21 protein-coding genes and 1 pseudogene are annotated in these 22422 nt (G+C 46.4%); 13 read left to right on the top strand and 9 right to left on the bottom strand.

Features of this window, described 5'->3' with window-relative positions:
• Positions 1–114 precede the first annotated feature (114 nt).
• The 4 genes from ACVA6Q_RS07500 to ACVA6Q_RS07485 all read left to right on the top strand — a co-directional run bounded on the left by ACVA6Q_RS07500 (position 115) and on the right by ACVA6Q_RS07485 (position 3794).
• The gene (locus tag ACVA6Q_RS07500; protein WP_353498854.1) at positions 115–1266 is read left to right on the top strand and encodes an arginase family protein; all 1152 of its coding nucleotides are present in this window, start codon (positions 115–117) and stop codon (positions 1264–1266) included.
• Between the two features lie 173 nt (positions 1267–1439).
• Positions 1440–1592, top strand: coding sequence for a hypothetical protein (locus ACVA6Q_RS07495; RefSeq protein ID WP_128650681.1), 153 nt, complete (start codon positions 1440–1442; stop codon positions 1590–1592).
• Between the two features lie 269 nt (positions 1593–1861).
• Positions 1862–2968 (top strand): methyl-accepting chemotaxis protein, encoded by a 1107-nt coding sequence (locus ACVA6Q_RS07490; RefSeq protein ID WP_446647083.1) that lies wholly within the window; start codon positions 1862–1864, stop codon positions 2966–2968.
• 10 nt (positions 2969–2978) lie between these two features.
• Positions 2979–3794 (top strand): nitrate- and nitrite sensing domain-containing protein, encoded by an 816-nt coding sequence (locus tag ACVA6Q_RS07485; RefSeq protein WP_418642566.1) that lies wholly within the window; start codon positions 2979–2981, stop codon positions 3792–3794.
• A 59-nt stretch (positions 3795–3853) separates the two neighbouring features.
• On the opposite strand, the gene ACVA6Q_RS07480 is transcribed toward ACVA6Q_RS07485, so the two are convergent.
• Positions 3854–5389 carry a phospholipase D-like domain-containing protein gene (locus tag ACVA6Q_RS07480; RefSeq protein WP_446647082.1) on the bottom strand — a complete coding sequence of 512 codons (1536 nt, stop codon included), beginning with the start codon at positions 5387–5389 and terminating at the stop codon, positions 3854–3856.
• 204 nt (positions 5390–5593) lie between these two features.
• On the opposite strand from ACVA6Q_RS07480, the gene yddG reads away from it, so the two are divergent.
• Entirely contained in the window at positions 5594–6517 is a 924-nt protein-coding gene (gene yddG / locus ACVA6Q_RS07475; protein ID WP_446647081.1) for an aromatic amino acid DMT transporter YddG, read from the top strand.
• Positions 6518–6599: 82 nt separating this feature from the next.
• Positions 6600–7265 (top strand): START domain-containing protein, encoded by a 666-nt coding sequence (locus ACVA6Q_RS07470; protein ID WP_446647080.1) that lies wholly within the window; start codon positions 6600–6602, stop codon positions 7263–7265.
• A gap of 47 nt (positions 7266–7312) precedes the next feature.
• Here ACVA6Q_RS07470 and ACVA6Q_RS07465 read toward each other — a convergent pair.
• Both ACVA6Q_RS07465 and ACVA6Q_RS07460 read right to left on the bottom strand, forming a co-directional pair.
• Positions 7313–7951: pseudogene (locus ACVA6Q_RS07465) on the bottom strand (cation transporter); the annotation flags it as partial.
• A gap of 195 nt (positions 7952–8146) precedes the next feature.
• Entirely contained in the window at positions 8147–9025 is an 879-nt protein-coding gene (locus ACVA6Q_RS07460; protein ID WP_446647200.1) for a LysR family transcriptional regulator, read from the bottom strand.
• Positions 9026–9205: 180 nt separating this feature from the next.
• Between ACVA6Q_RS07460 and ACVA6Q_RS07455 the strand changes: the two genes are divergently transcribed.
• The 3 genes from ACVA6Q_RS07455 (at position 9206) to ACVA6Q_RS07445 (ending at position 11284) form a co-directional block, all read left to right on the top strand.
• The gene (locus tag ACVA6Q_RS07455; RefSeq protein WP_446647079.1) at positions 9206–9787 is read left to right on the top strand and encodes a class I SAM-dependent DNA methyltransferase; all 582 of its coding nucleotides are present in this window, start codon (positions 9206–9208) and stop codon (positions 9785–9787) included.
• A 101-nt stretch (positions 9788–9888) separates the two neighbouring features.
• On the top strand, positions 9889–10593 hold the full coding sequence (locus ACVA6Q_RS07450) for a lipid-binding SYLF domain-containing protein (RefSeq protein ID WP_446647078.1): 705 nt from the start codon (positions 9889–9891) through the stop codon (positions 10591–10593).
• A gap of 91 nt (positions 10594–10684) precedes the next feature.
• Positions 10685–11284, top strand: a complete 600-nt coding sequence (locus tag ACVA6Q_RS07445) for a hypothetical protein (protein WP_446647077.1) — start codon at positions 10685–10687, stop codon at positions 11282–11284.
• A gap of 83 nt (positions 11285–11367) precedes the next feature.
• Here the strand turns inward: ACVA6Q_RS07445 and ACVA6Q_RS07440 are convergent, their stop codons facing one another.
• The 3 genes from ACVA6Q_RS07440 to ACVA6Q_RS07430 all read right to left on the bottom strand — a co-directional run bounded on the left by ACVA6Q_RS07440 (position 11368) and on the right by ACVA6Q_RS07430 (position 13403).
• Positions 11368–11829, bottom strand: a complete 462-nt coding sequence (locus tag ACVA6Q_RS07440; protein WP_446647199.1) for a fasciclin domain-containing protein — start codon at positions 11827–11829, stop codon at positions 11368–11370.
• 145 nt (positions 11830–11974) lie between these two features.
• The gene (locus ACVA6Q_RS07435; RefSeq protein ID WP_446647076.1) at positions 11975–12499 is read right to left on the bottom strand and encodes a GNAT family N-acetyltransferase; all 525 of its coding nucleotides are present in this window, start codon (positions 12497–12499) and stop codon (positions 11975–11977) included.
• A 4-nt stretch (positions 12500–12503) separates the two neighbouring features.
• Positions 12504–13403 carry a hypothetical protein gene (locus tag ACVA6Q_RS07430; RefSeq protein WP_446647075.1) on the bottom strand — a complete coding sequence of 300 codons (900 nt, stop codon included), beginning with the start codon at positions 13401–13403 and terminating at the stop codon, positions 12504–12506.
• A 246-nt stretch (positions 13404–13649) separates the two neighbouring features.
• On the opposite strand from ACVA6Q_RS07430, the gene ACVA6Q_RS07425 reads away from it, so the two are divergent.
• Entirely contained in the window at positions 13650–16010 is a 2361-nt protein-coding gene (locus ACVA6Q_RS07425) for a Lon protease family protein (RefSeq protein WP_446647074.1), read from the top strand.
• Between the two features lie 67 nt (positions 16011–16077).
• Here the strand turns inward: ACVA6Q_RS07425 and ACVA6Q_RS07420 are convergent, their stop codons facing one another.
• A complete protein-coding gene (locus ACVA6Q_RS07420; protein ID WP_429761502.1) occupies positions 16078–16722 on the bottom strand; it encodes a PilZ domain-containing protein in 645 nt (214 codons plus the stop codon).
• Between the two features lie 446 nt (positions 16723–17168).
• Here ACVA6Q_RS07420 and ACVA6Q_RS07415 point away from each other — a divergent pair, with 446 nt between their 5' ends.
• Positions 17169–17807, top strand: coding sequence for a hypothetical protein (locus tag ACVA6Q_RS07415; protein WP_353498867.1), 639 nt, complete (start codon positions 17169–17171; stop codon positions 17805–17807).
• A 68-nt stretch (positions 17808–17875) separates the two neighbouring features.
• Here the strand turns inward: ACVA6Q_RS07415 and ACVA6Q_RS07410 are convergent, their stop codons facing one another.
• Positions 17876–18832, bottom strand: coding sequence for a GlxA family transcriptional regulator (locus ACVA6Q_RS07410; protein ID WP_353498868.1), 957 nt, complete (start codon positions 18830–18832; stop codon positions 17876–17878).
• 137 nt (positions 18833–18969) lie between these two features.
• Between ACVA6Q_RS07410 and ACVA6Q_RS07405 the strand changes: the two genes are divergently transcribed.
• On the top strand, positions 18970–19761 hold the full coding sequence (locus tag ACVA6Q_RS07405) for an MBL fold metallo-hydrolase (RefSeq protein ID WP_446647073.1): 792 nt from the start codon (positions 18970–18972) through the stop codon (positions 19759–19761).
• A 16-nt stretch (positions 19762–19777) separates the two neighbouring features.
• The gene (locus ACVA6Q_RS07400) at positions 19778–20374 is read left to right on the top strand and encodes an alpha-ketoglutarate-dependent dioxygenase AlkB family protein (RefSeq protein ID WP_446647198.1); all 597 of its coding nucleotides are present in this window, start codon (positions 19778–19780) and stop codon (positions 20372–20374) included.
• 52 nt (positions 20375–20426) lie between these two features.
• Here the strand turns inward: ACVA6Q_RS07400 and ACVA6Q_RS07395 are convergent, their stop codons facing one another.
• Positions 20427–22016 (bottom strand): diaminopimelate decarboxylase family protein, encoded by a 1590-nt coding sequence (locus ACVA6Q_RS07395; RefSeq protein ID WP_446647072.1) that lies wholly within the window; start codon positions 22014–22016, stop codon positions 20427–20429.
• Positions 22017–22422 lie beyond the last annotated feature (406 nt).

Below are 22422 nucleotides of genomic sequence, written 5' to 3'. Positions count from 1 at the left end.
AAGGTAATCTGAGTAATTTACGTTTGTAAAAACGTAAAGCGTACCTACTGTTACTGTTGGTGCCCAAATTGTTACGCTAGTATTTAGCCATCAACCAAGTAGAGAGGCAATATCATGTCTAACATCAAAAAGTGGCCTGCAATCGATCCAGAAAAAGTAGCGAAATATAAGCACATCTGGGAAAACGTTTCTGCAGCAGACAACCTAGACCCAGAAGTTGCGGCATACCTAGCTCGCGTTAAAGAGCAAGGCGGCGGCAAGGGTATCGAACAAATGAGCTTCATCAACAAAGATTACCTAGGTTTCTATCAAGCGCCATTCTCACAAGATCTAGATAACACCGACGTTGTTATCTACGGTATGGGCATTGAAAAATGTTCTCCTACTGGTTCTTCACACAAGTTCGCACCACAGCGTCTACGTCACCTAAGTAAAATGGGTATGGGTACGGTTGGTGACAACGGTGAAATCCCATTCGAATGGTGTCGTATCTCTGACTACGGTAACTGGGATAGCCTAGGCCAATTCGAGCTGAAAGCAGAAGTTGAGCAGCTAACTGAGCTTCTTCACCACATGGTTGTTGAAAAAGATTGTACACCGCTAGTATTTGGTGGTGACCACACAATCCCATACCCAACAATGCGTGCTCTAGGTGAGAAGTACGGTCCTCTTCGCGTTATCCACTTCGATGCGCACTATGATCTATCAACTCGTGCTGACTTTGACTACCCATACACGTCAGGTCACTGGCTACCAAAACTGTACTCTGAGGGCCTAGCGGATCCAGAGCGCACAGTACAAATTGGTATGCGTGGTCGTCAAACTGCGCTTGTTAAAGGTAACCACATCGCATTTGGTACTACTGGCTTCACAACTAACGAAGTTTACGAGCAAGGCGTTGATGCAGTAGCAGACAAGATCATCGAACTTTGTGGCGATGGCGGTCCGGTTTACTTCACATTCGACCTTGACGCACTAGATACTGCGTTCTGTCGTTCAAACTCAAGCCCAGATCCATTCGGTCTGACGCACCTTCAGGTTTACGACATCATTCGTAAAGTGAAGGCATCGGGTAAAGTTCGTCTTGTCGGTGCTGACGTCGCTGAGTACACGCCAGATACTGACCCAACAGATAAAGACGGCATCATTGCTGCTGGTTTCGGTTGGGAGCTACTTTGCTGGCTAGCAGAAGAGCGTAAGAGAGAAAACGGCGGCGAAAATCGTCACACAGTATGGCACCAAGCATTTGGTTCTGTATCGCTGTAATCTTACTGCACTGATTTTAAAAACCATCGCTTTTTGCGGTGGTTTTTTTATGCCTGCTTGATAACAAAAAATGATGAAAACGACAAAAAACTAGATTAGTGATACTCAACCAACTTTGCTTCAATAGCGCCCGAAAGATTGCTGTTAATCTTACTTCCAATTAAGGGTTTAAAATGTTTGCTATTGATGATGTTGTAGTTGCAACTAAAGGTATCGATCTAGGTAAAATGGTCGTGACTGGTTTGAGCAGTGGCGGCTTCTACGTTCGTGTAGAAGTAGACGGCATGTCTCTAACTTACCCAGCAAAAGACCTACAAAAAGCGTAACCTTTGACGCTGAGTTCTTCTTTGTAAATGGCGACCCTAGGGTCGCCATTTTCTTTTGCTTTTAATTTTATCAATACATTGCACCTTCACTGTGCAATGCCCCTCATTAGTCCAGCTGTGCGCATTAAGCGTGCAACCGCTAGTTTTCATGCAAGCCTTAGCGCTACTTAGTATCAATACAAATTCGTTTTTCAACTTTTGTCTGGAACGAAAGTTGCAGTTCAATCATAGACATAAAGAAAGTGGGTCTTTAGCCAAGGAGGGGAAAGATGATACTTATCTTGCGCACAACACCGTTAAGCTTACTTAATTTGCTCATTCTACTAGTGCTGTTGTCATCGGTGGTGCTGTTTGCGCTGAATGCGATGCTAGCGGGTTTTTTGGTATTGCTATCCATTGCGACGATGGCATGGCTGATGCTGTTCACATTGAATCGAGAAATGCGAGTACTCAATGAGCACTTTGAGCAGCTAAGGCATGGTGAGGTACCTTCTGTACCTCAATCACTTGGCCTACTTTATTCAAGCTTCCACGCCATTGATGATGTTCATCAGTTGATGCAACGAAAACAGCGCAAAGCGGAAGCGGTGCGTTCAGAAATGGCGTTTTGTGCTCAAGAATTGGCAAGCAATGCAGCCGATGCGTCCAAGGACAGTGATAGGCAGGCGGAGTCGACGCTCTCTTCTGCATCAGCGGCAACGGAAATTTCACAGAGTATTGAAGATGTATCCACTCGCATTGAGCAAACCTTGAAGGCAATTGAGCAAGGCAATGCTCTTTGTGGACAAGGCAATCAGGCGCTTGTGAGCGTTCAAAGTAGTGTTGAGCAAGTGGAATCTCAAGTAGGCGCAACGGCGAAGAGTATCGTTACACTGGAGAGCAATTTATACACGGTCTCGGAGATGTCCCAGTTTATTCGAGAGATTGCCGAGCAAACCAATCTGCTGGCACTCAACGCTGCGATTGAAGCGGCGAGAGCTGGTGAACATGGTCGCGGGTTCAGTGTGGTTGCCGAAGAAGTTGGCCGCCTCGCTAAGCGAAGTCATGAGTCCGCTAATGCCATTACTTCTCATGTTGAACAAGTGACCGCGAGCATGAGTGATGTCACAGCGATGATAGAGCAAGTTCGCGAGGGTAACACGCGTTGCACTGAGCAGACGCTGGTGGCTCAAAACACGTTGGAGGAGATGGGCATATCCATGGCATCGATTACCGATCAAGTTGCTGGCGTATCAGCCGCATCCGATCAACAAGCAATCGCGATTCAGGAAATATCGAGCAATATGGAGCAGGTCGCGCTAACGGCAAAACACAACGCCGAGACTGCCGCTGACAACGCTCAGGTGGCTGAGCATCTTGAAAAGCTGACTGCATAGGGAGTGAATGATGATGGATATTGTAATGGCCAATCTTCAAGCAACGGTTGTAATGCTTTTTGCCTGTTTGAGCATGGTTGTTTTTGTGTGGAAAAGGAAACTTGCGCTGAGTAAGAGCCAGCAAGCAAAGCGCTCGGGATTGCAGTACTTAACCACACTTAGACAGCTTCTGGCGGCGATTCAACAACACAGAGGAATCACCAATGGTGTGCTGTGTGGAGACGACAAATTGCAATCTCGCCTTCCAACGCTACAAAGCGACATTAATAATCATCTGCAGACACTGACTCACTTGGATGAGGGTGTCCGCAATACTAGCAGTTGGCGAAGTGTTGAAGAAAACTGGCCAAGGGTTCGTGTTCAGTTTAAGCAGTGGTCGGCAGAGCAAAATCTTGCCACTCACAATCAACTGCTGGCTTCGTTGCTTGAATCAGTGGAGGAGTGTGCCCAATATTACCGTTTGACAGAGCTGCCACAGAGAGAAGGCGAGTCCATCGCACTGCTTTGGAATGATTTATTGAGGGTCGCTGAATGTGTCGGACAGGCTAGAGCTCTCGGTACTGGTGTGGCGGCCAAAGCGACGTGCAGTAGCGTTGAGCGAATTCGATTGAAGTATCTGCACCAGTCGATTCGCCGTTTTGTCACCGCGCAACGTCATTCGGATTTTCCTACCGTTAAGAAGCTTCTCGGGACTATAGAGAATAAAGTGCTCGTGCTTGTCCCGAGCGTTACCGCAGTTGAATATTTTGATGATGCGACAGCCGCTCTAGATGAGGTTTTTCGAGTATTTGACGAGCGGGTTACTGCACTTGGTGACAATGTTTAAGATGCTAGACTTGAGTGCTCTGAAGTATTGTTACCTCAGAGCGCTTTGCGAGGGTAAGGTTACAACTGCTCCTCAATCGGTAAGATACCACTGAACCAAGCGCCCATGCGGCGCCAAATACTGGCGTCTGGCTCAGACGTTAAGGTTTCCCCTGTCGCGTGGTCAAACCATATCAAGTCCCCATCGACCATTTTTAACTCGTAAGCGGTCTTTGAGATTTCTTTGCCGATAGCGTCATAGACCTTATTTGCATACTCAGGTTGCTCGATAACAACGCCCATTTCGGTATTAAGATGGGCTGAACGAGGGTCGAGGTTCATTGAACCAACAAACACTTTACGCTTATCAATGACCATTGCTTTGGTATGAAGACTTGAGCGGCTGCTCCCTGTTAAGCTCCAGTTCTTTTTGATTTCAGCACTGGACTTCACTTCCCACAGTTCTACACCGCCTTTGACCAAATCTTCACGATATTTAGCGTACCAACCGTGCACGGCAAAGACATCATTCGACGCCAGTGAGTTGGTAATTATGATGACTTCAAGACCTTGTTCAACGGCATTAATGAGCTCTTTGGTGCCTTGCTCGGTTGGCACAAAGTAGGGTGAGATAAATACGAGCGATGTTTTCGAGTCGTCGAGCACAACGCTCAAGCTGTCGATAAGGGTACTTTGCTTACTGTCCGGTTTATTGGGTAAATCATAGAGCAGATCACCGATGCCCCAATACAGTTCGACCGTACCATGGACTAAATCGTTGTAGAGCGGGAGCTTAGCGAAATCATATTGACCACCAGAGAATTTCGCTTCAAGACCGAGCTCGTTGACCCAAGCTTCGACGTCAGCATCGGTATAGCGAAGATCTTGATTTGGTGCAATCCACTCGATTGGCACACTGTAATCACTGTTCCAATAAAGGTCGAACTGGCGATTTACTTGACGCACGGCTTTACCCACCATCATCAAATCTAAATCGGAAAACTCTACGGTAGATTCAATGGAATAGTATTCATTACCAACGTTTCGTCCGCCAATGATGGATACGACACCATCTACAGTCAGCGACTTATTGTGCATTCTGTGGTTTAGTCGCTCAAAGTCACTGAGCATTGCTATGCCGCGCGCAGAGCGAAGGTGATGCGGGTTGAACATACGCACTTCGATATTGGGGTGGCTACTAAAGCGCAGCAGATCGTTGTCGTCGTATTTTTGCATGTCGTCGAGCAAAAGGCGTACGCGCACGCCACGCTCAGCGGCTTCGAATAGTCGCCACGCGATCAGGTTTCCCGCTTCGTCGTCTCGGAAAATATAGTACTGTACGTCAATGCTGGATTGAGCGGTTTCGATGATCGCCAGCCGAGCGAGTAGCGCATCGTGACCCTTATCCAGAGGGTGAAACCCGGTTTCATCAATCAGAGAATGGGAGGCCACTTCTCTTGCGAAATACAAGTCGAGTTTGGTTGGCTCATCATTGATGATGGTGTATGAAGATTGTTTTTCGTACCGGCTAGGGTCAATGCTGGAAGAGACACATCCGCTCAAAGTGACAATGAGCAAGAGAGCGAAAAAATTTTTGATAGACAAAATGTTGGGCATAGTTAAAGTGCTGGTATTCGATTGAGTTCTAGAAATGCAGCGAGAGTGTAACGGCTCATCATAGAATTTGCACTGGGTCGCTGGCGTTTTTACTGATAAATTTCATAGCAATTAAGTATAGCCTAATTGAAATCGACTAGGTTGCATAACAATTACTTATAACGAATCTTGCTCGTTTTTAGTTGCCGGATATTAGGAGTACTGATGGCAGGTTTAGGCACCAATAAATATACCTTGTTTGGCATTATGGCCATTTTGCTTTGGAGCTGTGTGATTGCGCTAACAAGGGATATTGCCGAGTTATTTGGCCCGATTGGCGGCGCGGCGTTAATGTATAGCGTGAGTACACTAGCTCTGATGTTGGTCATGGGAAGACCAAAGATTGGCGAGTATCGACTTAGCTACGTGTTGCTTGGTGGCGGACTGTTTGTCAGTTATGAGATCTGTCTTGCCCTTGCATTAGGGATGGCAAATGATCGTCAGCAAGCCATGGAAATGGCGGTAATTAACTACCTGTGGCCGGCGCTGACTGTATTGCTCGCAGTGGCGATGAGTGGTCGCCGAGTAAACCTTCTTGTTTACCCTAGTGTGGTGCTGGCATTTGTTGGGGTCGTCTGGTGCATTTCGGGAGATGCTTCTCTATCTATCGAGGGCGTTAAAAACAATGTAGCAACGAACCCGCTGACATATTCCATGGCATTCGCCGCGGCATTTATTTGGGCGCTGTATTGCAACATTACCCCTAAAATGAGCGGTGGAAAAAATGCCATTGTGCTGTTTTTTGCGATGACATCGGTCACGCTGTGGATACAGTATGCGTTGAGTGATGAAAGTCAGATGGTGTTTACTTTCTCTTCGGTTTCTAAATTACTGCTCGCAGGTGTCATTATGGGTGCGGGGTATGCCTTGTGGAATCAAGCAATTATCGGCGGCAATATGGTGCTCATCGCAACGTTTTCTTATTTTACGCCGGTATTTTCGACGGTGTTTTCTTCGGTCTACTTGTCTGTTGCGTTGACGCAGTCGTTTTGGAAAGGAGTTGCTTTGGTTACGTTGGGTTCGTTGTTGTGCGCCTGGGCAACTCGCGAACGTGAGACCGCTAAAAAAGCCGCAAGCGCTGAAGGATAGTAAATCCAACAAGCAACAACAGCAATCGCTTTTCTCTCGACTATCGTAATAGGTATACGGCTGATGAAAAGGATAGGGCGCAATGCGAGGGGTTGCTGGCTTAATTAGGAATTTTTACTGGGTGGTGCTGGTGGTTATCGGACTGATGAATAGTCCGGTTGCTCATGCCGCTCCGAGTGGTAAGCCTTGGTTGGTGAGCTACAACCAAGATGCGGTGACTCTGTATCAACGCGAACATCAAAGTGGTTTGATAGAGATCCGAGTGCACGCGGACGTAGCCACTACGTTTTCAGCTTTCCTTCGACTATTTGAAGACATTAGCAACGTGCCCAACTGGTTACATAATGTCGATCAAACCAAAGTCCTAGCGCAGCTCTCACCTAGTGAAAATGTCGTCTATACCACCTTTGCTGCTCCTTGGCCTGCCAAAAACAGAGACATGGTGACCTACTCACGTTACTACCAAACTGGGAAGCGCTTTGTACTTGAAATCAGCGATGCTTCAGACTATCTCGCCCCCCAGCCAGACTATATTCGCATCGACAAAGTACGTTCACGCTGGGAGCTGACGAAGCTGGAGGATGATCAGGTCTTTGTTGTCTATACGGCTTTCGCTGACGTTGGCGGCGCTCTGCCGGATTGGTTAGCCAATCAGCTAACGATAGAAGGGGCGATAGAAACGTTTAAAGGATTGAAGAGAGAGATTGCTAACTATCAACATCTCTCTCATCCAAATGTGATTGATTGAAAATGCGCTTATGAATTGCTTGCCAACGTGACATTGTTAGCGCGTGACAGTGATTTACAAGCCTCTATCAGCATTTGAGTAGGCACTTTGATGAAGTATACCGACATCAGGATCATCATCACCGGATCCGCGTAAACACTCAGGTGTGCCCACGGGGAAAACTCCATTGCCCATGCAGAGATGAAACCCGCCATAACCGCTACGCTAAGTAACGTGTCCATTTGCCATTGTTTGGTTTCCGCTTCAATCAGATTTGCATTCATCTGTTTGTTTTTACGAGCAATGTACCACCAAGCGTAGGCACAGCCCATCACATTGAATAGTCCGAATAAAGTGGCGACTGTGGTGTCGACTGGGCGACCACCAGTAAACATCGAGCTGACTGCGGAGTACAGCGATGCCAATACAATCACTAAGATGACCGCGGCCTTAATAGCAATGACCATAGACTCAACAGTTTGACGGCCGTATTTTGAGGCCTGACTGTTAGGGTTCTTTAGTTGCTGCGCAGCAGCCAGTGACAATAAAGTTAACAGCAAGCTGACCAGAGAATAAACACCGTCAAAAGCGATGACCAGCGAGCCCATCAACACACCAACCACTAGGCCTGCGACAGCGAAGCCAGTAGCTATAATGGCTGATACTCTCAAGACTGATGATTCGTTGTGTTGCGTTAGCGAAGACATGGGATTTACCTTTTGTTTGAATTAAGGCCATTATTTCGCCGGGGTGATTAACTTTCAAACATTAACTGTATCACTGAGTGAGGGTAGGGGCAGTAAAGGTTAGTAATGTTATTTTAAATCAATATCTTAACCCACAGGTCTTGCTGTCAGGATTAATGACGCCCACTGATGGCACGCACATTTGTTTGTGAGCAACTAGAAGGTAAACAAGTAATCGCTGACTTGGTCGGCGAGCCAAGTCATCGCAGGGTGCTCTGACATGCCTGATGAGGTCAACATACAGAAGTCTTCTTGTGTTAGACCGTAGGTATGTTTGATAACAGACAGTGTCTGTTCACGTAGAAGCTGACGGATAAGTGGCTCAGGCAAAACCCCCCAAGCGCCTTCGGAAAGGATGGTTTTTAGCATAAATTCAAAGCTTGAAAAACCAATGTACTTCAATGAGAAAGGTAGTAGCTCAGGATTGTCTCGCAAGTTGAGGTAAGCGAGTGATACTTGCATCTCATCGCGCAACACTTCATCTGAGACACGAGGCAGTTTCGACAACTTGTGGTTGGCTCGGCATACCGACATCATGCGAATTTTTCCAAGAGGCTGGTAGGTGAGTCTTGGGTCATCCTCTCTTTCAAAATCAACACCAAAGGCGAAATCGACCTGTTTCTTTTCAACGATGTCAGCCAAATCACCAGATGAGGCCAGTACTATGTTGAGTGATAGAGCAGGGTAACGCTGGTTAAGTTCCAATGTGAGATCTTGCCAAACTTGGTCTGGCAGGCTGTCATCATGAGCAATGCGCAGTTCGGTGGCAAAGTCGCCAGACACCTGAGCACAGGTTTGTCGAATGCGAGCCGAGGTGACAAGCAGGTTCTCGCAGTCTTTATAAATTGCCTTCCCTGTTTCTGACAAAGTAACATTGTTACCTGTACGGACAAAAAGATCGGTGTCGAGGTCTTTCTCTAGTGCTTTGATAGCCATGCTAAGTTTGGTTCGGTTGCAGTCTAGCACTCGCGCCGCCTCGGACACGGAGCCTGCGCTAACCACGGCACAGAAAGCTTCTATTTGAGAAAGATTGATAGACATTGATCGCAAAACGCCAGTAAATCAAGGGAACAAAAATCATAGCACGTGTGCCAAAGAATACGAAGATAACACTAGGAATTGCTTGGCGTTCTGGTTTAATCTATGCCTAGTCATCAAGGATTAAAATGAAGTGCTTATATTATGTTCAGCACTAGCAAAACAATGGAGTAAACTATGTCTAACGAGTGGGATGAGTACGCCGCGACATGGGAAAATAACGATGCGACGGCGGTCTTTGCTCAGTCATGCTATGACGCGCTTTCAGAAATGACCTCGTTGAAAGGTAAATCAGTTTTAGATTTTGGTTGTGGTACTGGCCTTTTGAGCCAATTAATGTCACCCACGACCAAAGATATTGTCGCGCTGGATGGCTCTGAAGCCATGATTGAAGAGCTAGACAAAAAAGGCTTAGACAACGTAGAGCCAGTCGTGGATCTGTTAACGCGTGGTCTCGTTGCCCAGCACCCTGCGTTTCGTAATCAATTCGATCTTGTCGTTGCGTCTTCTGTTTGTGGGTTCGTTGATAACCTTCAAGATACCGTTAATGTGATCTACACCTTGCTGGATGAGTTCGGCATGTTTGTTCATTGGGACTGGGCGGTCGAAAGTGATGATGCAGGATTTGGTATAACCGAGAAGCGTGCTAAAGAAGTACTCCTCAATGCTGGATTCGAAAAAGTCGATGTGTCTATTGCTTTTGAAATTGAATCCTCGAAAGGCCCACAAAAAGTACTGATGGGTGTTGGTCGCAAGTAACGTAAAACTCAATACTAATTATCTGATCTCCGAATAGGTGGTGCCTTTGGTACCACCTTTTTTTGTTATGCTAACAGGCTAGTTTTTTGGATAGGTTGATTATGTTTCTAGAATCAAAGCGCTGGATTTGGTCATGTTTCGCGTCCCTATTGCTTATTAGTAGTCACGCTTATTCTGGCGACCGAGAAATGATTGAGCAAGCGAACGCTATTTTAGTAGAAGCAGCGCAAAACATTGATGAGTTCGACTCAGTATCGCATTGGGAATCCGTGAAGAATGTCACTGGCGTTGCCAAAGCCATCGTGATTTTCCCATCGGGAGGCCAGGCGGGGTTTCTATTGGGCGCGCAGTGGGGCAAGGGTATTTTGCTTACCAGAGATGCACACCACTGGAGTGAACCTGTGTTTGTGACCTTCCGCAGTGCGATGTTTGGCCTATTAGCGGGCGCGCAGAAAATTAACGGTGTGGGTGTGATTCTTTCTGATGATGTGGTTGAGCAATTGCAGTCTGGTTCAACCAAAATAGGCGGCACAGCCGACGTGACGATTGGAAATGGTGTCAGCGGTAAAGTAGTCGGTGGTACCAGCGGCATTAGCGCTATGATGGTATCGCAAAACAAAGGACTTTACTTTGGTGGCAGCATTGACACCTTCAACATGACATTAGACGACAAGTTGAACAATGCCTTGTATGGTGACAACTTTTCTGTCGATAAGGTACTCACCAACTACGATCATCAATCAGGCCAAGCGCAGAACCTACGCCGCCGATTGGAAGGGATCGCCTATCGGGCTGTCTACCGCTAGTCATCAAGCGATGAGTTAAATTTGTACTTGTTGTTTTTTCGTGCATTATTGTCTTTATGCAACCGACTTTAATCGCACAGGACACTTGTTTATGAAACATCTGCCTATAAAGCACCAGTCTATGAAATACGCAGTGATGACCTTAGTTCTCACAAGTTTGGCTTTGGTGGGGTGTACGACGACCACCAAACCGGCTGCCCCCCTTAACTTTTCTTATGGTGTTGCTAAAACCGGAGACTTTGGTTTTTTACCCCAGTCAGGGGCGGTGACCTATTCGTGGCGCGCTAATTTGCCTGTGGCGAGAGTTTCTGAAGACTTTGACGCCGAACATTACCTTTCTGTAATCAAAGCGCAAATCGATGAAGTGCTGACATCTAAGGGTTATATTGCGGTTCAAGATGGTCAGGCTGCGACGATGCACCTTGACTTTGGTATTGCAACTGAAACGGCAATGGATGATGAGCAAATATTTGCCAGCACCCAAATTAAGACTGGGGTGCAGTTTGATTCGACAGGCCAGAAAAGTGAGAAGGGCAGTTTGTACATCGCAGTGTTTGATTCGGTAGGCGCATTTCCACGGTGGCGAGCCTTAGCTCAGGGGCCGACTGAAAATCGAATCGATAACCCAGAAGAGCGTGAAGAGCTTAAGAATTTAATTGGCGCTATGCTGGACGATTTACCTTCTCGCTAACCTACGACGTTTTTAAATAGCAAAGACCGAAGCATTAAGCTTCGGCCTTTGCAATGCTGCAATCTGTCAAAATCGCTTTGTTTTTATTTTGGCATTATGACTGTATCGATGACGTGAATCACACCGTTTTTCGCTTTGACGTCAGTTGCCACGACGGTCGCGTTGTCGACCATCACTTTGCCGTCACTCTTCGTAATCATGATGTCAGAGCCTTGCACTGTCGTTGCTTTATCAAGTCCCATCACATCCGCCGCCATCACTTTTCCTGGCACCACATGGTAGGTCAAAATCGCTACCAGCTTATCTTTGTTCTCTGGTTTTAGCAGAGATTCGACCGTGCCTTCAGGCAGTTTTGCGAAAGCGTCGTCGGTCGGCGCAAACACGGTAAATGGGCCATCACCTTTTAATGTGTCGACCAGCCCAGCTGCCTGTACTGCTACCACGAGTGTTGTGAAGGAGCCGTTTTCAGCCGCAACGTCGACAATGTCTTTTTTCATTCCATGATGATCAGCGAGAGCTGAGAAGGATAGAAGTAGCGCTGCCATTGCTGCAAACGAACGTGTTAGTAAAGTCTTCATATCTGCGATCCTTTGTTTGTTTGTATTCGCAGACGTCTGTTACGGTGAGGCATCGCTATCGATCACTGGCAGCAAGTAACAAATTACGTTTACGCCGCCAGGTAGAAAAGCATCAGAAAGTAAGACCAGGAAGTAGCACGGTTCGTTTTGGCCAGCTGTGCTGGTTCAGCGTTTTGACCATCACTGAAACCGGGGTAGGCTGAGCCAAAGGCTCATTGGGAAGCAGCAAAAGGTTAGTGACTCGTTTGTAACCACTTGAGGTGTAGACTTCGTCACGACCAAACAGTATTGAGTAATGAAACGGCTGTTGCTCCATCCACTGGTGAGCTTCCTCGATCAAGGCTTTCGCCAAGCCTTTTTTGCGATAGTCTGGGTGGACACAAACCTCGGCAACACCTGCGATAGGGATTGCTTTTCCCGCAGCAGTAATGGTCTTCTCATGAATAGCCAGGTGGGCAATAACGTGATGGTCATGATCGCCGGTTATGTACCAGCGATGCTGAGGCATTTCGTTGTAAAAGCGTTGGGTTTTAAAACGACTATCACTAGGCTTAGTAAAGCAGCTACTAAGAATGGTGATCAGTCCTTGGTTGAGCTCTTCGGATACGGAGCTATCTTCAATATAGTGTATTTTCATAGTGTTATTGGCTCACTACGCAACGCTCTGTGACGATGCTGTGAGTGCCTTTGTCAGTTCCTTTCGCGATGGTGAGTCGGCTTAAAATGTTATAGCAAGTAGAGCTGCCATTTTGAGTCGTTGATTGGATACTTACCGTACCTGAATTACCACTACTGGAATTTTCCCATGGAATGGTTTGTCCAGCACTTGGGTCACGGAGGAGGCTTTCTACCGCTTGCTTGTGTAGCTGTTGGTCTTTGTCGGAGAAGCTTTTATCTTCGACTCCGAAGGTTTGTGACGTGAGCGAGTCTACAAGCTGAAACGGCGATGACAATATGCCGCCAATCACACCAGTAACAGCCCCTTTACTGGCTTCACGTCCTGCTTGCTCTGCCTGTTGTACTAAAGATTCTGCCTGGCGAATCACTTCAGGCATCGCGACGCGCAGCGCTTCACTCTCGGCCAGTATGGCAGGGACTTGTTTGTTGGTGGCGGCAATTTGCTGGTTGGTCGCTCTAATCGTCTTATTGGTTTGTTCAACTTGTTCTAGAAGGCTAGGTAAAGAGCTATGCCATTGATTTGATTGCTCAAGAATCGGAGGAATGGCCGCTGTGACAGATTGAACTTCATTGAGAATGACTGGGATTTGACGGTTCATGTCGTCAACTCTTGCGAGTACTTCGGGAATGGCTTGCTGGTATTTCTCACTCTGCTCAAGAATGCTAGGGATGATAGCTTGGATTTTTTGTACTTCTTCGACCACGGGAGTAATGCGCTGCGCCGTTTGGTCGATTTGCTTGAGTAGAGTGGGCAGTTCGACCCTGACTTGTTTGGCTTCGAGGGTGAAAGTATAGATAGACCAAGCCAAGGCCAAAATAGCAATGGCAAGTAGCACTCTGCTGGCGGCAACGATCTTTTCCATATCACTCCTTGTTTCAAAGCCATCTAATTCAGTGCATTGCTTTGAAATTGAAACGTCCAGCACTAACCATAACCAAACTAATTCTCTTAGTAAATGAGATGAGAGCAAACATGATGAGGCGTGCGATGAAAAATGGGAGATTGTGCAAAAAGTCACCAGTTGAACGTATTTACCTAGTAAGTCACTAAAATGTAAAGCCAATTCAGCTAAACTGAAATCAATAAGGGAAAAAAGTAGGAGCTGGTGATGGCGATTCAAAGACTCGAAGCTAACAAGCTATACCATGCCGCAGAACTGAAAAAACTGCCATGTAAGTCGACCAAAGAACTGGATCCGATTGATGAAATTGTCGGTCAAGAGCGTGCTCAAAAAGCGGTTGAGTTCGCAATGTCTATTAAGGAAAAAGGATACAACATCTACGCGATAGGCCAAAACGGCCTGGGTAAGCGTACCATGATACTGCGCTATTTAAGTCGCCATCCTCACGACACTGAAGCACTCTATGATTGGTGCTATGTGGCCAATTTCGCCGATACTCGTACGCCGCAGGTATTAAAGCTGCCGTGTGGTGTGGGTGAGAAGCTGAAGAAAGATGTTGAAAAGCTGATTTCGAAACTGGTGAAAGCCATTCCAATGGCTTTTGACAACGAGCTCTATTTTGGCCGAGCAGATAAACTCAAAAATGACTTGGCTCGCAAGCAGCAAGTTGAGTTGCAAAAGCTCAGCGAAGAGGCGAAAGAGAAAGACATCAGTCTGACGATTACGCCTCAGGGGGATTACCAATTTGTCGCCCTAAATGGTGAAGATTTACATACTGATGAGAGCTTTTCTGAGCTGCCACCGGAAGAGCAAGAGCGATTTGGTACCACCATTGATGAGCTTGAGGTGAGTCTGCGTGGTATGGCTAGAGAGCTGACCGATTGGGAAGAGACCTTCACCGATAACATTCAAAAGCTTAATGAAGAAGTGACCCTTGGGGTGATCAGTCACCTGATCAAAAAGCTGAAAAAAGAATACAACGGCTACACAGAAATTAAAAAGTACTTTAGCGCCCTTCAACAGGATATTTGTGAGAACGTTGATATCTTCCTTGAAGAAGGGAATGAGCAGGGAGAAATTGCTACGGCTTCTCTTGATAAAAAATTCCCGCGACGTTACAAAGTGAACTTGATTGTGAAGCAGTCTTGCAGTGATTTTCCAATCATTGTTGAGGAAAACCCAAACTATCACTCTCTATTTGGTTACATTGAGACTGCGACCTACAAAGGTACAGTCTTCACCGACTTTTCTTTAATCCGTTCAGGTAGCTTGCATCGAGCGAACGGTGGCGTGCTGCTGATGGATGCAATTAAGGTGTTAGAGCAGCCATATGTTTGGGATGGTCTAAAACGGGCGCTGCGTGCACGTCAGCTAAGCTTTACCTCTCTTGAAAAAGAGGTGACGCTGACCGGGACGGTATCACTCGATCCACAGCCTATTCCATTGAATGTGAAAATAATTTTGTTTGGTGATTACCGCACCTATCAACTACTGCAACATTACGATTCAGAGTTCAGTGAGCTGTTCAAAGTCACCGCTGATTTTGAAGATGAAATGCCGCGAACAGCGGACTCCGAGCTGCATTATGCGCGTTTTATTTCCAGTATCGTTCATGATAACAACATGTTGCATTGTGACCGCAAAGCCATTGCTCGCATTATTGAGCACAGCTCGCGTCTATCAGGTGATCAAAACAAACTGTCGCTTCACTCTGCGCACATTGCCAATTTGCTGCGAGAGTCGAACTATGTGGCGCGGAATGCAAAGTCTAATTTGATCCGTATGGGGCATGTCGACCAAGCATTGGAATACCAGCAGATGCGAGTCAATCGATTGCAAGATAACGTGATGGAAGGTTTCATTAATGGCACGACGTTAATCCACACTCAAGGCTCAGCGATTGGTCAAGTGAATGCACTTTCGGTGTTAACGACCAGCGATCATATGTTTGGAGCGCCAAACCGAATTACTGCCACCACGTCCTACGGCGACGGTGATGTGATTGATATTGAGCGTAGTGTCGATCTTGGCGGCAGCATTCACTCTAAAGGCGTCATGATACTCACCGCCTACTTGTCCTCTGTGTTTGGAAAAACTGCCAAAGTACCACTCACAACCACGATCACTTTTGAGCAGTCTTACGGTGGCGTGGACGGTGACAGTGCCAGTATGGCGGAATTCTGCGCTGTGGTTTCTGCTTTTTCGGGTCAACCAAATCGACAAGACATAGCCATTACAGGTTCAATGAACCAGTTTGGTGAGTCGCAGCCAATTGGCGGTGTAAATGAGAAGATTGAAGGCTTTTTCGATGTTTGTACGATCAAGGGTCGTAACTCCGAGCAAGGGGTAATCATTCCACGCTCTAACGCTCATAACTTGATGCTACGTGCTGATATCGTTAAGGCTGTCGATAAAGGTGAGTTCCATATTTGGGCAATCGATCATGTGACCGAAGCGATCGAGCTCTTCACTGGCAAAGAGGCGGGTACCGCTTCGCTAGAGGGCAGTTACCCCATCGACACCATATTTGGTATCGCTCAGGCAAGACTCAACGCATTGCGTAAGTAACTAAAAAGCCAAGCGAATGCTTGGCTTTTTAACGTTTCCACTTTTTAAGCAGCTTAGGTGCTAACTGTTAGGCGCGAAGTTTGAGTTTTGTGCCATCAAACTTAAGATGGGAGAGCAGCTCTTTGGCATTCGCCTCACCTTTTTCATCAAATTTGATACCGTAAGCGGTGTAATGACTGGATTTTTGTTGGTTGCAGATAAGTCCAGATAGTGGCGGGAAGTATCGCCCTTTTTGCGTGCCTGCTGCAACGTTTAACGCCACTTCTTGGCCTACCACTAAGCTTTTGCCAAGGGCTGGCAGAATAAACCGACAGCCGCTTTTTGACATATCTCTTAGCTCACAGCGCGTTTGACTGTGCCCAGTGCTTAGCATCGCCTCAAGGTTTACTTCATACCTTGGTTCTTTCCTAAGGTTGGTCACTTGCATCGACTGTGGGATAGACAGAATAAGAATCGGCAAGGGCTCTTCAACTATATTAAGTAGCTGTGCGCGGAATTGAACAATTCCTCCTTCGCCACGCTGAGAAATCGCTCTTACTGTTAGCCAAAACCCCTCTTGAAAGAAGTACTTGAGATCACTTTCATCGATCTTAGGCGTTTCCAGCAAAATACGATGCTCAGAATGAGCACCAATAAATTGGGTCGCACAGCGAAAAGAAGTGCCGACAGGTGTATTAACCGTCAATGTCACGTCGCCACCATGCTCGATCATAGCGAGAGCATCGGTGCTGTTCAGTGTTTGCGTCGTGCGTGATGGAGGATTGGATTTTTGTTGTTGCGTCACTGCCTGATAATTCCTGACGTTTTCTTACCTACACTCAAAGCTTTATCTCGGATATTTTATATGAATTGCTTTGAGTCACACGCGTTGTATTTTTGAACCGTGTTCACAAAATTCTAGGGTTTCGCTCATTAAAGTGCAATCAAAAACAAGAATTCAGGAGTCAAAATATTGACTTAGATGTCAATATTGAGTTCAACCGCACAACTTTTGTTTTTGCCAAAGAGGGTACTCACAAAAGAAGGCCACAAATCCTAGCATTTATAAAATGGCTAACCAGGGAGGATTTTAGATTGATAGGTAGGGTGTTTTGTCATTGTTGTTGATTATATGTGCAGTTCTATATATCATGCCTTGAGATCAATAATGAGGTTGAAATGAACGAAAGTATCAAAAATGAGCTGGGGAAGTTGCTCGTAAATCAAGAAGCATTACTGGACGTGCTGGCAAAAAGTCACTCCTCGCTGAATGACTACCCTGAGCTCCAAGATTATTTGGCGCGCAAAAATCCAAATGTGGTTAACTACAACCGAGCACTTCGCGAGGGGCAGTTTACCAAGCAAGAGTTCCTTGATGAAATCGGCGAGCGCCTCAATTGGCTAGCCTATGAGTTGCAACCACATATCGATATGGATTTCTTAACTGAGCGAGTTGCGTCGCTTGTCGGTGGTGACATTGAGAAAATTAAAGCGCTGACCATCGAAGAAATCGGCGCTGACTTGTTATCAAAGTTGGTGAACTTATATGGCGGTGCTCTTTATTCTATCCAACAGTCCAAACCAAGCTATCCATTTCTCGCAACCAAAGGGCAGGTGGATCATGCGTTTTGGAAGCAGTCCCACCTTGCCTATGATGCTTGGAGTGACGGCTACCAAAGTCACTATAAATTGACAAACTACTGCCAGGATAAGTTTGATTGTAAGGCGCCACAAAGTTCTGTTCGATTCTTTCGCCAGTTTGGTGACCCTCGTGATATCCCAGAGTGGCGTGAATACGCTGGCTTCGATGACAATTGAGGCCTGGTATTCACATTCTATTGTTGAGTGCAAGGGATATGCGCTTACCCCCTGGTTGAGACCTTCCGTTACCCCCCTTTAAATGTCACTCGCCATTGAGATGGTGAGGCATTAAAACTGCGCGAGAAGTGCTTACGAAACACACTCTCGGAGCCAAAACCCGATAACTCAGCAACGGTAGCGATGCCGTAATCAGTTGACTCTAATAGCTGTTGGCTAAGTGCCAATCTCCGATTAAGGAGCCATTCTCCAAAAGTGCAGCCATAAGCGGCTTTAAACTGGCGGGTAAAAGTGCGACGACTCATTGCACAGCGCTCTGCAATGCCATCAAGATCATAACTTTGGGTTAGGTTTCTTTCTACGTCACTGATGACATGTCCAAAGCTGGTGACTTTGTCAGGCTGCTTAGCGATTGGATTAGGAATGTACTGCTGCTGACCACCGCTTCGAAACGGTGCCGCTACCATTATCCGAGCAAGTTGTGTCGCGACTTCGCTGCCACAAAGAGTGCGTACAATGTGCAAACAGCAATCGAGCGAGGCGGCGGTGCCCGCAGAAGTGATGATATTGTCTTGTTCGATAAATAGCGGGTCGCAATCGATAATGACATTAGGAAATCTCTCGATGAACTCCTTCTGGTATCCCCAATGGGTAGTTGCTCGTCGACCGTCCAACAGCCCCGATTTAGCCAATACGTAAGCACCAAGGCACAGACCAACCACCATAGCTCCCCTTTTATGAGCGGCCTTTAATTTCGAGATGAGCGTATGGCTAGGTTCGGGTAGATGATTTGGCCAACCTGGGATCACTATAATGTCTGCTAGCTCTAAGTTATCTAGCCCCGCGTTTACCGAGGCTTGAAATCCACTACTAAGAGTTATTTGCTCACTCTCTTCGCTACAAATGGTTAATTCAAACGCAGCCTGTTGGCCAAGAAACACATCTTGAAAAACAAGACACGGGACGGAGAGATGAAAAGCACTAATATCATTGAGCGCAACTAGCGCGATCTTATAGGGCTGCATAGAACTAAACCGTAAATAGAAGTAAACCTTAATGATGAATTAGTTGGCCTGATTTGAGCGATAGTTGGCACTAGGGACAGTATTGCACAGTTCTCAACAGTTGCATAATGGACTCATCTTGAGAATCGGAGGTTACTATGAAAATTCATCATCTAAGAAGCGCGACATTTGTTATTGAATCGGGCGATCACTTTATTCTTATCGACCCTATGTTGGGTAGCAAAGGGTCCATGCCTCCGTTTTCTGTGTTTCGATTCAAAGCGGAAAAAAATCCAACGGTAAATCTACCCGCGAATGCTGATGAGCTACTTGCTAAAGTGACTCATGCACTCGTGACGCACAGTCAAACCTTTGGCTTTAAGCCTCTTCAACATGGCGATCACCTAGATCCTGCTGGTGAAGCTTTTTTGATTGAAAACCGGATTCCAGTTACCACACCAAGCAAAGACAAGGCGTACCTGGAAAAGTATGGCATGACTGTCGAAAATGGTTTGGAACCGTGGCAACCGACCCCATTTTTGGGCGGACAAATTACTGCGGTACCTGCGCAGCATGGACATGGTTGGATTCATAAAGTGATGGCCAACGGTTGTGGTTTCTATATTGAGTTACCTAACGAACCAAGCATCTACATTAGTGGTGATACGGTGCTAACAAACGACGTCAATAAGGCACTCACTGAGCTTAAGCCAGACATTACTGTTGTTGCAGCGGGTCAAGCACAGATGGACGTTGGTCAGCCACTCCTTATGCCAACAGATGAGGTCATTGAATTTATTAAGCGTTCACCAGGCAAAGTTATCGCTAACCATTTGGAAGCGTTGAATCACTGCCCGGTGGATAGATCAACGCTGAAGCGAACGTTGAACGCTCATGGCTTAGTTGACAAAGTATCGGTTCCAGAGGATGGTGAAACACTCGAATTTTAAGAGCTATATAGTGGGGCTGAGCGTGCTAGAGAATCAATATGAATGGCAGGAGGTTGAAAATGGTCGCCTGCTTTACATTGAAACACTGTTTGACCATGACTCTGCTGAGGCGGTGTTCCATGAGTTACAAAGCGCGCTAAATTGGCGACAAGATAACATTCGCTTGTTTGGAAAAGTGCACCCGATCCCGAGACTTCAAGCTTGGTATGGGGATGCCAGTTATCGCTATTCTAATTTAGAGTTAGAGGCTCAGACCTGGTATCCCAAACTCGCTGAGCTAAAGGCGCTGTGTGAACAATACGCGCAACATAGGTTTAATACGGTACTCGCCAATTTGTATCGTGACGGCCAGGATTCAAATGGTTGGCATAGTGACAATGAGCCCGAGCTTGGCACCAATCCAGTGATTGCCTCACTTAGCTTTGGTGGTGAGCGGCGATTTTTGCTAAAACACAAGTCGACCGGTGAGAAATTGGAGTTCAATCTAGCATCCGGATCACTACTGATAATGGCTGGGGAAACTCAGCATTATTGGCAACATACCATTCCGAAGACTAAGCGACCTGTGGCGCCAAGGATAAATTTAACTTTTCGAAAAGTTCTGGTTCCTTAAAACAACAAAAGCTCCCCGTAGGGAGCTTTTGATTCGCTAAATCAGAGTTTGATTATGCTTTTGCAGATGCCGCTTTCTTTGTATTTTTAGCGTAGCTAGGCGTTCTTGCTACAGCACGCTTAGTTGCTGGCTTCTTCGCAGCTGGCTTTTTCTTCTTTTGCTTTAGACGCTCAGGAAGAATTTGAGTTGCGAACACATCTTCAACGGTTTCAGCACGCTTGATTAGTTCAGCTTCACCGTCTTTAACTAGTACAGTTGCAGGACGTGGTAGAGAGTTGAACTGGCTCGCTTGAGACTCTGCGTAGTGACCCACATCCATGATAGCTAGAACGTCTTTTGGCTCTAGAGCTGGCATGCGTGCACCGCTTTCCCAGATTGATGGGATACAGATTGGACCTGCGATTTCAGTTGTCTTCTCAACAAGTGGTTGAGTCATCTTGCTTGCTGGTAGAACAGGGTTCTTAGACTCTTGAGACTCAACTAGCGTCGCTAGGTAAGTTGATGCGTCAACCATTGTGTAGGTGTAGTCCATCTCTTGGTCATCTTTCACTACGTATACTGACGTTAGTAGTGTACCGATGTTACCAGCGATGTAACGACCAGGTTCTAGCCATAGTTGTGGGATCTCGAAGCCTTCTTTGTTGAATTCTTCTAGCATGCCTGCACACACTACTTTCGCGTAATCTTCGATAGTGTTCGGGTTCATCATGTGCTCAGCGCTACGACACTCTGGCTCACGCTCACGTGGCCAACCGCCGCCAAGGTCGATTTGGAATGGTTGAACGCCACACTCGCGAGAGATTTCGATAACGTTGCGTGCATACTCACGGTATAGCGCATCCCAACCTTCAGGTTGCTTAGAGAAGCGGCCTAGGTGAGTGTGGAAGCCGTAGAATTCGAACACATCGATTTCTTTCACGCGGTTAATGATCTTCTTCGCTTCTTCTTTTAGCAGACCGAATTTGATCCACTTCATCGCGCCGATGAAGTTAGGGAATGGGTATGCATCTGGTTCGAAGTCGTTGAAGAAATCTTCTGGGATAACTTTCAGACGTACAGCGATGCGTACTTTTTCTTTTGGCTTCACTTCGCGAGCGATACGCTCAACAATCTCGATCTCTTCGTACGAGTCTAGGTGGATTGCGTAGCCGTACTCAATCGCTTTGCGGATAGCAAGCTCAGGCTTAACAGTACCGTTTAGTGCGATAGTCTTTGGATCCGCACCTGCGATGTAAGTTGCTTCAACTTCACCAGGACCGAAACAGTCACCACCTACGCCTTCTTCGTGACAGATAGCACGAACAGCAAAGTTAGTGTTTGATTTGATTGCAAACATCACGTTCACAGGCTTTGGCCAGTTTGAACCGAATGCTGCTTTAACGCGACGTAGGTTTCCACGTAGTGTGTCTTCGCTAAGAACGAATAGCGGGCTACCGTATTGCTCAACCAGGTCAGAAGCTTTACAGCCGCCGATGTATAGGTCGTCGCCTTTTGTTGTTAGCTCGTCAGTTGGCGTTAGGATGTTTTGTAGACGCTCAGCGTAGTTCTGGTTTGCTTTGTGTTCAGCAAGAAGACGCTGTTGCTCTTCTAATACAGAACTTAGTTGCTTTACTGAGTCTTCTAAACGCGCTTGATATTTCATATTCGTTCCTCACGAAATCGTTGAAAAGGTATGAACTGATTTGTTGGTACCTAGTGTATTCGGCGGTGGAAAAAACAACACGTCACCCAGAGTCAAAAAAACTTACACTAGCGTCTAATGTATTGCTGGCCATTGATTTTGCCGCTGAATGAAACGTTAACATTAGATTGCCGTGCTAGGTAAGTTACTTTGGGGTTACAGATACACTCCAGTATCAAGTAAGTAGAGAGATTTGTCGGTGCTACGCAAGCTCATACGTGGTTTTGTGAGCTTGGTTAACATTTTGTGAGTAAATGAATTGTGTTTACAACAAGTCAAGTAACGTCGTGGGTAAAAAGTGTCCTTCTTGCTTCTGTTCGTTCAAATATATTGACTCTCAGTGACGTTACAACTTGAAGCTGGCTGG

This window comes from Vibrio sp. DNB22_10_4 (assembly GCF_052879755.1).
The sequence above is the reverse complement of the archived record's forward strand: the minus strand, read 5'-3'. Positions and strand labels throughout refer to the sequence as shown.

What these genes read in the sequence shown, in the direction of transcription:
- ACVA6Q_RS07415 (WP_353498867.1), top strand. Translation starts at nt 17,169, where the DNA reads ATGAACGAAAGTATCAAAAATGAGCTGGGGAAGTTGCTCGTAAATCAA.
- ACVA6Q_RS07485 (WP_418642566.1), top strand. Translation starts at nt 2,979, where the DNA reads ATGATGGATATTGTAATGGCCAATCTTCAAGCAACGGTTGTAATGCTT.
- ACVA6Q_RS07435 (WP_446647076.1), bottom strand. Translation starts at nt 12,499, where the DNA reads ATGAAAATACACTATATTGAAGATAGCTCCGTATCCGAAGAGCTCAAC.
- yddG (WP_446647081.1), top strand. Translation starts at nt 5,594, where the DNA reads ATGGCAGGTTTAGGCACCAATAAATATACCTTGTTTGGCATTATGGCC.
- ACVA6Q_RS07410 (WP_353498868.1), bottom strand. Translation starts at nt 18,832, where the DNA reads ATGCAGCCCTATAAGATCGCGCTAGTTGCGCTCAATGATATTAGTGCT.
- ACVA6Q_RS07395 (WP_446647072.1), bottom strand. Translation starts at nt 22,016, where the DNA reads ATGAAATATCAAGCGCGTTTAGAAGACTCAGTAAAGCAACTAAGTTCT.
- ACVA6Q_RS07495 (WP_128650681.1), top strand. Translation starts at nt 1,440, where the DNA reads ATGTTTGCTATTGATGATGTTGTAGTTGCAACTAAAGGTATCGATCTA.
- ACVA6Q_RS07500 (WP_353498854.1), top strand. Translation starts at nt 115, where the DNA reads ATGTCTAACATCAAAAAGTGGCCTGCAATCGATCCAGAAAAAGTAGCG.
- ACVA6Q_RS07490 (WP_446647083.1), top strand. Translation starts at nt 1,862, where the DNA reads ATGATACTTATCTTGCGCACAACACCGTTAAGCTTACTTAATTTGCTC.
- ACVA6Q_RS07425 (WP_446647074.1), top strand. Translation starts at nt 13,650, where the DNA reads ATGGCGATTCAAAGACTCGAAGCTAACAAGCTATACCATGCCGCAGAA.
- ACVA6Q_RS07455 (WP_446647079.1), top strand. Translation starts at nt 9,206, where the DNA reads ATGTCTAACGAGTGGGATGAGTACGCCGCGACATGGGAAAATAACGAT.
- ACVA6Q_RS07480 (WP_446647082.1), bottom strand. Translation starts at nt 5,389, where the DNA reads ATGCCCAACATTTTGTCTATCAAAAATTTTTTCGCTCTCTTGCTCATT.
- ACVA6Q_RS07470 (WP_446647080.1), top strand. Translation starts at nt 6,600, where the DNA reads ATGCGAGGGGTTGCTGGCTTAATTAGGAATTTTTACTGGGTGGTGCTG.
- ACVA6Q_RS07450 (WP_446647078.1), top strand. Translation starts at nt 9,889, where the DNA reads ATGTTTCTAGAATCAAAGCGCTGGATTTGGTCATGTTTCGCGTCCCTA.
- ACVA6Q_RS07420 (WP_429761502.1), bottom strand. Translation starts at nt 16,722, where the DNA reads ATGATCGAGCATGGTGGCGACGTGACATTGACGGTTAATACACCTGTC.
- ACVA6Q_RS07405 (WP_446647073.1), top strand. Translation starts at nt 18,970, where the DNA reads ATGAAAATTCATCATCTAAGAAGCGCGACATTTGTTATTGAATCGGGC.
- ACVA6Q_RS07430 (WP_446647075.1), bottom strand. Translation starts at nt 13,403, where the DNA reads ATGGAAAAGATCGTTGCCGCCAGCAGAGTGCTACTTGCCATTGCTATT.
- ACVA6Q_RS07440 (WP_446647199.1), bottom strand. Translation starts at nt 11,829, where the DNA reads ATGGCAGCGCTACTTCTATCCTTCTCAGCTCTCGCTGATCATCATGGA.
- ACVA6Q_RS07445 (WP_446647077.1), top strand. Translation starts at nt 10,685, where the DNA reads ATGAAACATCTGCCTATAAAGCACCAGTCTATGAAATACGCAGTGATG.